Below are 9,795 nucleotides of genomic sequence, written 5' to 3' on the forward strand. Positions count from 1 at the left end.
GTATGTTGCGTAAATTCCTCGATTCGATCGAACCAAAATTCCACAAAGGCGGCAAGTTCGAAAAGTTCTATGCCCTCTTTGAGGCTATTGATACCGGCTTGTTCCAACCGGCCGATAAAACCAAGACCACCTCTCATGTGCGCGACGGCATTGACCTGAAACGTATCATGATCACCGTGTGGGCCTGTGCCATGATCCCGGCCTTTTATGGTATGTGGAATATTGGTTTCCAGGCCAACACCATTCTCGAGGGGATGACCAACCCGGATCTGTCCGGATGGCGCCACTCGGTGATCGGTGCTCTGACTTCCTATAATGCGGCGAGCCTATGGGACAACTTTGTCTACGGGGCTATGTACTTCCTGCCGATTTACCTGGTCACTTTCATTGTGGGCGGTATCTGGGAAGTGCTGTTCGCCGCGGTGCGCGGTCACGAAGTGAACGAAGGATTCTTCGTAACTTCGATTCTGTTCGCCTTGACCTGTCCGCCAGATCTGCCGTTGTGGATGGTGGCGATGGGTATCAGCTTCGGTGTGGTTATCGGTAAGGAAGTGTTCGGTGGTACCGGCAAAAACTTCCTCAACCCAGCCCTTACCGGCCGTGCGTTCGTGTTCTTCGCCTACCCGGCGGCCATGTCTGGCGATGCGGTCTGGACTGCGGTTGACGGTTACACCGGCGCAACTGCGCTGTCTGTAATGGCTAGCGAAGGTATCCAGAATGGTATCGTGAATGCTGCGGTTGGCCAGGTAACTTGGTTCGACGCATTCTTCGGCAAGATACATGGTTCCATCGGCGAAACTTCTACCCTGGCTATTCTGATTGCCGGTGTAATCCTGATGGGCATGAAGATCGCCAGCTGGCGTATTGTGGCCGGTACTTTACTGGGCATGATGGCGACAGCGTTCATGTTCAACCTGATCGGCTCCGAGTCTAACCCGATGTTCCAGGTACCCTGGTACTGGCATTTGGTGGTCGGTGGTTTTGCATTCGGCCTGATCTTTATGACCACCGATCCTGTATCCGCAGCCATGACCGATACCGGTCGCTGGTGGTACGGCATCCTGATCGGGGTGATGGTTGTCTTGATTCGTGTTGTGAACCCGGCCTTCCCGGAAGGCATGATGCTGGCGATCCTGTTCGCTAACTTGTTCGCTCCGCTGTTTGACCACTTTGTGGTGCAGTCCAATATCAAACGGAGGTTGGCACGTGGCTAATAAAGATTCCGTAACCGGTACTCTGATTGTCGCGCTGGTAATGTGCCTGGTGTGCTCCGTAGTGGTGTCCACCGCTGCGGTAATGCTGAAGCCTGCTCAGCAGGCCAATGCCGAGCTGGACATGAAGCGCAATGTACTGATGGCCGGTGGCCTGCTGAAGGACTCTCACGCAAGCAAAGCGGTAGTAGAGAAAGCCTTCGCCGATATTCAGATCAAATACGTTGACCTGAACACCGGTAAATTCACCGATGAAGCACCGGCAGGTGGCAGCGGTCGCGCTGCATCCAAAATCGCGTCCGCCAGTGAAAAGCTGCCGACCGATGAGGACACGGCCAAGATAATCCGTCGGGAAAACATCAAAGAGGTCTACCTGGTAGAGAAAGATGGCGAGCTGGACAAGATTATCCTGCCGGTTCGCGGCTATGGTCTGTGGGGCACCTTGTACGGCTTCCTCGCTCTAGAGAGTAATCTCGACACCGTAGCGGGCCTCGGCTTTTACGAGCACAAAGAAACGCCCGGACTCGGCGGTGAAGTGGACAATCCCAACTGGAAAGCCCAGTGGATTGGTAAGAAAGTCTTCGACACCCAGGGCAATGTCGACATCAATGTAATCAAAGGGCAGGTTAACCCCAACAGCCCTGACGCGATTCATGAAGTCGATGGTCTGTCTGGTGCGACTCTGACCAGCAAGGGCGTGGATAACCTGGTGAACTTCTGGTTAGGTAACCAGGGCTACGGTCCCTTCCTGAAAAACCTGAAAGTAGGGGAGGCATAAGCATGAAAATTAAAGAGACTCTGCTAGACCCGATTTTTAACAACAACCCGATCGCGTTACAGATCCTGGGTATCTGCTCGGCACTGGCTGTCACCAGTTCCATGCAGGTTACCTTGGTCATGTGTATCGCCCTGACCTCGGTTGTGGCCTGTTCCAACGTTGCGGTATCCCTGATTCGCAAGCAGATTCCGAACAGCATCCGCATTATCGTGCAGATGACCGTGATTGCCTCTCTGGTAATTCTGGTGGATCAGCTGATTAAGGCTCTGGCTTACGATATCTCTAAGCAGCTGTCGGTATTCGTTGGTCTGATTATTACCAACTGTATCGTAATGGGCCGCGCGGAAGCCTTCGCCATGAAGAACCCGCCGCTGCCCAGCTTCTTCGATGGTCTCGGCAATGGCCTGGGTTACAGCGTAATCCTGATCGGCCTGGCCTTTATTCGCGAACTGTTCGGCGCAGGTAAGCTGTTCGGTGTCGATATTCTGACCACCGTGAGCAACGGTGGCTGGTACATCCCCAACGGTCTGCTGTTGTTGCCGCCCAGTGCGTTCTTCCTGATCGGTCTGTTCATCTGGGCAATCCGCGCTTGGAAACCTGCCCAGGTGGAGCAAGACGAGTTCAAGATTGCGCCCAACTCTCTCGCGCAGGAGGCCTAAGCCGTGGAACATTATATTTCTTTGATTATCCGCGCGGTTTTCGTTGAAAACATGGCGCTGGCCTTCTTCCTCGGCATGTGTACCTTCCTTGCCGTATCAAAGAAGATCGAAGCTGCGATCGGCCTTGGTGTAGCGGTGATTGTGGTACTGACGCTGACAGTGCCAGTGAACAACCTGATCTACACCTACCTGCTGAAAGATGGTGCACTGGCCTGGGCTGGTTATCCCGATGTAGACCTGAGCTTCCTCGGCCTGCTGTCCTACATCGGCGTTATCGCAGCGCTGGTACAGATCCTGGAAATGTTCCTGGATAAATATGTGCCGGCTCTCTACAACGCACTGGGTGTATTCCTACCGCTGATTACAGTGAACTGCGCCATTATGGGTGCCTCGCTGTTTATGGTGGAGCGCGAGTACGCCTTCGGTGAGAGTGTTGCCTACGGCTTCGGCGCTGGCCTCGGTTGGGCCCTGGCGATTACCGCTCTGGCGGGTATCCGCGAGAAGCTGAAGTACAGCGATGTACCGGATGGCTTGAAAGGCCTGGGCATTACCTTCGTAACTGTTGGTCTGATGTCCCTGGGCTTCATGTCTTTCGGCGGCATCGATATCTAAGCGGGGAAAACAATAGAATGAGTATTGAAATTATCCTCGGCGTAGCGATGTTTACCGTCATCGTGCTGGCGCTGGTAGCGGTGATCCTTGCTGCCCGCTCGCGCCTGGTAAACACCGGCAACGTCAATATCCTGGTTAACGGTGAGAAAACTCTTACCGTACCGGCCGGCGGCAAGCTGCTGCAAACCCTGGCTGCGAATAACCTGTTCCTGGCCTCTGCTTGTGGCGGTGGCGGCAGCTGTGCGCAGTGTATCTGTAAAGTGAATTCCGGCGGTGGCGATATGCTGCCGACTGAAGCGGCACACTTCACTCCGCGCGATGCCAAAGAAGGCAAGCGCCTTTCCTGTCAGGTTGCTGTAAAGCAGGACATGGAAATCGAAGTACCTGAAGAGGTGTTTGGTGTGAAGCAGTGGGAATGCACTGTGGAGTCCAACCCCAACGTGGCCACGTTCATTAAAGAGCTGACCCTGCGTTTGCCCGAAGGTGAGAGTGTCGATTTCCGTGCTGGTGGTTATGTACAGCTGGAAGCTCCGGCTCACCATGTAAAATTTGCTGATTTTGAAGTCGAAGATCAGTACCGTGGTGATTGGGAACACTTCGGTTTCTTCAAGCTGGAGTCCAAGGTGACTGAGCCTGTGGTTCGCGCCTACTCCATGGCCAACTACCCGGAAGAGAAGGGTGTAGTTAAGTTCAACATCCGTATCGCGACCCCGCCGCCCCGCACCGAGGGCATTCCACCGGGTCAGATGTCTTCCTATGTGTTCAGCCTGAAGCCCGGTGACAAGATCAAGGTGTACGGACCCTTCGGTGAATTTTTCGCCAAGGAAACCGACAACGAGATGGTCTTTATCGGTGGTGGTGCCGGTATGGCACCGATGCGCTCGCATATCTTCGATCAGCTCAAGCGTTTGAATTCCACCCGCAAAATCAGTTTCTGGTATGGCGCTCGTTCGCTGCGCGAGATGTTCTACGAAGATGACTATAACGGTCTGGCCGCTGAGTTCGATAACTTCAAGTGGCATGTGGCTCTTTCCGACCCGCAGCCGGAAGATAACTGGACTGGTTATACCGGGTTCATTCACAACGTAGTGTATGAAAACTACCTGAAGGACCACCCGGCGCCTGAAGACTGTGAGTACTACATGTGTGGACCGCCCATGATGAACGCTGCAGTCATCAATATGCTCAAAAACCTGGGTGTAGAGGATGAAAATATCCTCCTCGACGACTTCGGTGGTTAAACGGAGAGCTTAGTTTGCTAAACGCATTCAAAGCCCCGAAAAAAGCGAAAACAGGGCCCGTTCTTCCGGCCCTGTTTTTGCTTTGTGTGGTCGCTATTTTTTCTGCCTGCACTCCGGCACCGGAGAACTGGCAGCTGAGCGGCCGCACCATGGGCACCAGTTATCACATTACGGTTGTCGATGTCCCCGCAGATATGGAGTCTACTGTGTTGCAGGCGCTGATAGACAGCGAGCTGCAACAGGTTAACCAGGAGATGTCCACTTATATCGATGACTCCGAGTTGATGCGGCTCAATCGCAGCGCTTTGGGTAAGGCCGTGCCGGTAAGTCAGTCGCTTGCCGATGTTGTGGAGATGTCCCTGGATATCCACCGCCGCAGCGATGGTGCCTTCGAGGTGACAGTCGGCCCCCTGGTTAACTTATGGGGGTTCGGCCCCCAGCCGGAACCGGAACATATTCCCTCTGAGGTGGAAATTATCCGCTTGCAGCAGGTAGTGGGCTCCGATGCACTTAAGTTGACGCGTGATCCGGATACCGTCACCCGCGAACGGCCCGTGGAGATTGATCTCTCGGCTATTGCTAAGGGGCACGGTGTTGACCGGGTAGCACTACTTCTGGAACAGCAGGGAATACGGAACTACCTGGTCGAGATTGGTGGTGAACTGCGCACCCTCGGCGTGAATCCAAAGGGTAAGGATTGGCGAATCGGCATCGAAACGCCCAACGCATTTGGCCAAATGGTACAACAACCGATTGATGTGAGTGGGAAAGCGGTAGCAACCAGTGGCGATTATCGCAATTATTACGAACGGGATGGGGTGCGTTACGCCCACAGTATTGATCCCCGCACGGGGCGACCGCTCAAGCACAAGTTGGCCTCTGTTACGGTGATTGCAGAGACCTGTGCCGAGGCGGATGCTCTTGCCACAGCCCTCAATGTACTTGGGGCCGATGCGGGTATGGCTTTGGCTGAGCGTGATAACCTAGCCGCTTTCATGTTGGTAAAAACTGAAAAAGGATTTGAAGAGCGATTCAGTTCCGCTTTTTCTCCTTACCTAGAGAGGTCTGAGTGATGACAATATTTATCTTTGCTTTTGTTGCCATGCTACTTGTTGTTGCCGGAATGGCACTCGGTGCCATGGTGCAAAATAAGCCGTTGAAAGGCTCTTGTGGTGGTCTTAACAATATCGGCATGAAGCAGGACTGCACCATTTGTGGCGGTAACGATGATGCGTGTGAAAAAGAACAGGAGAGACAGCGGCAGGAAAAGGTAGCTGCTGGAGATCTTGCTTACGACGCAACCAAGAGCAAATAATCCACCCCTTTCCAAGCCCGTGATCAACGGGCTTGTTGTTTTATATCATTGGCACAACCTGTGCCGGTAAGCGTAAATTAAATAGCGAGTGGAAGGTGGTATTCTGCCTGCACCCTGTTTTGGAAAAAAGAATCAGAGCTATAGATGGCAGAGCAAAAGTTTGACCTGGTTGTAATTGGTTCGGGCCCGGCTGGTGAGGCCGCCGCGATGAGCGCAGCGAAAAAAGGTATGCGTGTAGCGGTGATCGAAAAGCGCCAGGCGGTTGGCGGTAACTGTACCCACAAAGGTACCATCCCCTCAAAGGCACTGCGCCACTCTGTCAAACAACTAATGCGCTATAACACCCAAAGCGTTTTTCGCGCGCTGGGGGAACCGCGCCGCCTGACTTTCCCCCAGGTGATGCAAACTGTCAATAAAGTGATTTCCTACCAGGTGGAAATGCACACCTCTTTTTATGCGCGCAACCGGGTAGAATTAATCGTAGGTGCGGCAAACTTTCGCGATGCTGACAGCGTAGAAGTGCAGCTACCGGATGGGGCTACAGAAATCGTCTCCGCGAAAAAATTTATTATTGCCACTGGCTCCCGCCCCTATCGTCCCGCCGATGTCGACTTCGACCATGAACGGGTCTACGACAGTGACATGATTCTGGATATGCAACATACCCCACACTCGATCATGATCTATGGTGCGGGCGTGATTGGCTGTGAATACGCCTCTATTTTTGCTGGGCTGGGTATCAAGGTAGATCTGATTAATACTCGCAGCAGCCTGCTGGAATTTCTCGATGACGAGATCTCTGATGCGCTGAGCTATCACTTGCGGGATATGGGCGTTACCGTCCGCCACCAGGAAGAGTATGCCCGTGTAGTACCTAATGATCAGGGCGTGATTATGGAGATGCAGTCTGGCAAGCGCATCCATGCCGATGCGCTGCTATGGTGTAACGGCCGTACGGGTAATACCAATTCGCTCGGCTTGGATAATGTTGGCTTGGAAGCAAATCACCGCGGCCAACTCAGCGTGGATGAGCATTACTGCACTGAAGTGGAAAATATATTTGCGGTTGGTGATGTGATTGGTTGGCCCAGTCTTGCCAGCGCCTCTTATGACCAGGGGAGGGCGGTAGCTGCTGCTCTTGCCGGTCGTGGCCACCGTGTTATTGAGGATGCCCCAACCGGGATTTACACACTACCGGAAATTTCCTCAGTCGGTAAAACTGAATCCGAGCTGACAGCGGCGAAAGTGCCCTATGAGGTAGGGCGCGCACTCTTCAAGCACACGGCGCGCGCACAGATTTCTGGCGAGCGAGTGGGTATGCTCAAGATTCTTTTCCACATTGAGACCCGCGAAATTCTCGGTATCCACTGTTTTGGTGCTGAAGCTGCCGAGATTGTACATATTGGCCAAGCCATTATGAAACAACCCGTACCTAACAATACGATCGATTATTTCGTGAATACCACCTTCAATTATCCCACCATGGCAGAGGCCTATCGTAGTGCCGCCCTGGATGGGCTCAATCGGGTTGCACGACTATGACAGAACCCTCACCGAGTGAATTCCAGGAGCTGGTAAAGGGGTTCTTTGAAAAAATCCCTTTCAACCAGCAAATCGGCCTTGAGATGCGCTCTCTCGACCTGGAAGCGCTTACGCTTTCTGCCGGATTTGATTTACGGCCAGAGTTGATCGGCAATGTCTGGAAGAATATTCTTCATGGTGGCGTGATCGCCACCGCCCTCGATACTGTCGGGGGTCTCACTGCGATGGTGGCGGCCTACCAGCGTATGGGAGATATGCACTGGAAAGAAAAGGCCGATCGCCTATCGAAACTCGGTACAGTGGACATGCGCGTGGACTACCTAAAGCCGGGCAGGGGGGAGCACTTTCTTTGTGAGGGTTCTATTTTACGCACTGGCAACAAATTGGTGGTTGCCCGAATGGAGTTGAGCAATGACAAAGAAGAGCTTATTGCTACCGGCACGGCGACTTTTCTCTATTAATCATGCTTTGTACTTAACGGTTTAACATAGTCTGCAAAGAAAGCGGCTGAACTCTGTATTAGGCTTGGCAATATCCCGGTATCACAGAATGCAAATAATTCACTGTGAAGACAGCCATATTCCTGAGGTCGCTCTGTTGTTTGATGAATACAGGGTATTCTGCGGCTATAAGTCAGATTTAGAGAAAACTGAAAAATTTCTCAACAATTTGGTTGGTAGCCAACTCTCTACACTTTTTATAGCGGTGGACTCGAAGAGTCGTGAGGTAATGGGGTTTGTAAACCTCTATCCATGTTTTTCCTCTCTTGCACTTACACGCCTGTGGATTCTTAATGATCTAGGGGTATCAAGCCGCTTTAGGGGGAGGGGGGTATCTAAAAAGCTGATTCAGGCTGCGATGAATTTTGCTGAGGAAACTAAAGCTGTTCGTATTGAGCTAAAAACAGAGAAAAGAAATGTTCGCGCGCGGCAGCTATACCAGTCTTTAGGCTTTGAAGTTGATCATGATAATGTGTATTACAGAGTGCCTTTTTAAAGATCTACCACCCCGCTAGAGCCAAATGGGGCAGGAAGCATCGCCCACTTGCCTAGAGCTTGTGAACCGAGGTATTGCCTACTTTCCAATCTAATCCAATGGGCTGCTAATTCCGCGCTCATGTACACCAATAACATGGGTGTAGATCATCGTAGTATTAATATCACTATGGCCCAACAATTCTTGAATATTCCGAATGTCTGTACCCGATCGCAGTAGGTTGGTAGCGAATGAATGGCGAAAGGTATGACAGCTTGCCTTTTTTCGTATTCCCAAACTAGAAATAGTACTGGTAACTGCCCGCCGTATCTGTTGCTCTCCAATATGATGCCTCCGTATGACATTGCTACGAGGATCACGAGAGCGCTCCTTGGCCGGGAATACATACTGCCAGGAGGGACTGGTCGCGGCCTTTGGGTATTTTTTGGACAATGCGAAGGGTAGATAGACCTCTCCAAATCCCTCATCGAGATCCTGCTGATGTACTGAGAGCGTATAGCGAATTTGAGTTTTCAGGGATCCGATAAGGGATTTGGGGAGCAGTGTTCTTCTCCATTTTTCCCCCTTGGACTCTCGTACGAATAGGCACTGCTCCGCAAAATCAATATCTTTAATCCGAAGCCTTACCGTTTCCATGACCCTAAGGCCAGATCCATACATTAGTGATGCGGCAATTTTTGCTGGACCTGTAAGCCTTTCCAAAATATTTGTAGCCTCCTCATGGCTGAAAACCACGGGTAACTTTCGTGGGCGGTGACTGTTGCTAAATTCTAACTCACCCAGTTCAATGCTCATAAACTGCTTATATAAAAACACAACGGCATTCAAAGCTGTTCTTTGGGTATTGACCGATACAGATCGATTGGTAGCCAAATAGCTTAACCAGTTATTCACCTCTGCTTTGCCAAGCTCTTTTGGATGGCGCATTCGATTAAAACGAATAAAGTCTTTAACCCAATAACAATAAGTTTTCTCAGTCTTGAAAGCCAAGTACTTCGATCGCATAAAGATCCGCAATTGATCCATAAAGCGAGATGAGTTTTTCGGGACTGGTATAGGAATGTCGTCCATTTAAACATACCTGCAGGGTGGATATATATACAGTTTACGGGAAATGTGACCAGATGCGAGCCGAAATTTTGATCATCGTGACTGTTATTTTGGCAGGGAAGAGAGTTGCGCCCAAAAAATGAACAAATACAGTGGGTTACATATGGTGGTAAATTCTGGGATAGTGGTCACGATGATCATTTTTCTACTAGTTACGGCCGTACCAAATATTCGTAACTAATTGATTGTCTTAATAATTTGAGTGTTTTGACGTAGAATTGTTTTTGGGATAGTAATCAGGGAGATAGTGGTCATGATGATCACTATGTAAATGTTGTACAAACCCGCTGCGCGGGAGTGGTGCCACTTTTAAATTATAAGAGGCATTTTA

The 9,795-nt window shown here is 51.2% G+C and carries 11 protein-coding genes; 10 read left to right on the forward strand and 1 reads right to left on the reverse strand.

What is annotated here, in order from left to right; all coding sequences use genetic code 11:
• Positions 1 to 2 precede the first annotated feature (2 nt).
• From ACCI51_RS16580 to ACCI51_RS16625, 10 genes are all read left to right on the forward strand, one after another.
• Entirely contained in the window at positions 3 to 1,214 is a 1,212-nt protein-coding gene (locus ACCI51_RS16580; RefSeq protein WP_299586363.1) for an NADH:ubiquinone reductase (Na(+)-transporting) subunit B, read from the forward strand.
• Positions 1,207 to 1,989 carry a Na(+)-translocating NADH-quinone reductase subunit C gene (locus ACCI51_RS16585; protein ID WP_371844567.1) on the forward strand — a complete coding sequence of 261 codons (783 nt, stop codon included), beginning with the start codon at positions 1,207 to 1,209 and terminating at the stop codon, positions 1,987 to 1,989. The genes ACCI51_RS16580 and ACCI51_RS16585 overlap by 8 nt, the downstream gene beginning before the upstream one ends.
• A gap of 2 nt (positions 1,990 to 1,991) precedes the next feature.
• Positions 1,992 to 2,648 (forward strand): NADH:ubiquinone reductase (Na(+)-transporting) subunit D, encoded by a 657-nt coding sequence (locus tag ACCI51_RS16590; protein ID WP_371844568.1) that lies wholly within the window; start codon positions 1,992 to 1,994, stop codon positions 2,646 to 2,648.
• Positions 2,649 to 2,651: 3 nt separating this feature from the next.
• Positions 2,652 to 3,260 carry an NADH:ubiquinone reductase (Na(+)-transporting) subunit E gene (gene nqrE, locus ACCI51_RS16595; RefSeq protein ID WP_020413086.1) on the forward strand — a complete coding sequence of 203 codons (609 nt, stop codon included), beginning with the start codon at positions 2,652 to 2,654 and terminating at the stop codon, positions 3,258 to 3,260.
• A 17-nt stretch (positions 3,261 to 3,277) separates the two neighbouring features.
• A complete protein-coding gene (gene nqrF, locus ACCI51_RS16600; RefSeq protein ID WP_299586355.1) occupies positions 3,278 to 4,501 on the forward strand; it encodes an NADH:ubiquinone reductase (Na(+)-transporting) subunit F in 1,224 nt (407 codons plus the stop codon).
• 14 nt (positions 4,502 to 4,515) lie between these two features.
• Complete coding sequence (locus ACCI51_RS16605) at positions 4,516 to 5,574, forward strand: FAD:protein FMN transferase (protein WP_371844570.1); 1,059 nt, start codon at positions 4,516 to 4,518, stop codon at positions 5,572 to 5,574.
• Positions 5,574 to 5,816, forward strand: a complete 243-nt coding sequence (nqrM, locus tag ACCI51_RS16610; RefSeq protein ID WP_371844572.1) for a (Na+)-NQR maturation NqrM — start codon at positions 5,574 to 5,576, stop codon at positions 5,814 to 5,816. Before ACCI51_RS16605 ends, nqrM begins: the two co-directional genes overlap by 1 nt.
• A gap of 144 nt (positions 5,817 to 5,960) precedes the next feature.
• Entirely contained in the window at positions 5,961 to 7,358 is a 1,398-nt protein-coding gene (sthA, locus tag ACCI51_RS16615) for a Si-specific NAD(P)(+) transhydrogenase (protein ID WP_299586350.1), read from the forward strand.
• On the forward strand, positions 7,355 to 7,819 hold the full coding sequence (locus tag ACCI51_RS16620; RefSeq protein ID WP_299586347.1) for a thioesterase family protein: 465 nt from the start codon (positions 7,355 to 7,357) through the stop codon (positions 7,817 to 7,819). The genes sthA and ACCI51_RS16620 overlap by 4 nt, the downstream gene beginning before the upstream one ends.
• 88 nt (positions 7,820 to 7,907) lie before the next feature.
• Complete coding sequence (locus ACCI51_RS16625; protein WP_299586344.1) at positions 7,908 to 8,354, forward strand: GNAT family N-acetyltransferase; 447 nt, start codon at positions 7,908 to 7,910, stop codon at positions 8,352 to 8,354.
• Between the two features lie 90 nt (positions 8,355 to 8,444).
• On the opposite strand, the gene ACCI51_RS16630 is transcribed toward ACCI51_RS16625, so the two are convergent.
• A complete protein-coding gene (locus ACCI51_RS16630; protein WP_371844573.1) occupies positions 8,445 to 9,425 on the reverse strand; it encodes an integron integrase in 981 nt (326 codons plus the stop codon).
• Between the last annotated feature and the right edge of the window lie 370 nt (positions 9,426 to 9,795).

The sequence above is a fragment of the Microbulbifer echini genome (genome assembly GCF_041447225.1).
GTDB classification, from domain to species: domain Bacteria; phylum Pseudomonadota; class Gammaproteobacteria; order Pseudomonadales; family Cellvibrionaceae; genus Microbulbifer; species Microbulbifer echini.

Coding starts and splice junctions, on each gene's coding strand:
- ACCI51_RS16580 (WP_299586363.1), top strand. CDS start 3: ATGTTGCGTAAATTCCTCGATTCGATCGAACCAAAATTCCACAAAGGC.
- ACCI51_RS16590 (WP_371844568.1), top strand. CDS start 1,992: ATGAAAATTAAAGAGACTCTGCTAGACCCGATTTTTAACAACAACCCG.
- nqrF (WP_299586355.1), top strand. CDS start 3,278: ATGAGTATTGAAATTATCCTCGGCGTAGCGATGTTTACCGTCATCGTG.
- nqrM (WP_371844572.1), top strand. CDS start 5,574: ATGACAATATTTATCTTTGCTTTTGTTGCCATGCTACTTGTTGTTGCC.
- sthA (WP_299586350.1), top strand. CDS start 5,961: ATGGCAGAGCAAAAGTTTGACCTGGTTGTAATTGGTTCGGGCCCGGCT.
- ACCI51_RS16620 (WP_299586347.1), top strand. CDS start 7,355: ATGACAGAACCCTCACCGAGTGAATTCCAGGAGCTGGTAAAGGGGTTC.
- ACCI51_RS16625 (WP_299586344.1), top strand. CDS start 7,908: ATGCAAATAATTCACTGTGAAGACAGCCATATTCCTGAGGTCGCTCTG.
- ACCI51_RS16630 (WP_371844573.1), bottom strand. CDS start 9,425: ATGGACGACATTCCTATACCAGTCCCGAAAAACTCATCTCGCTTTATG.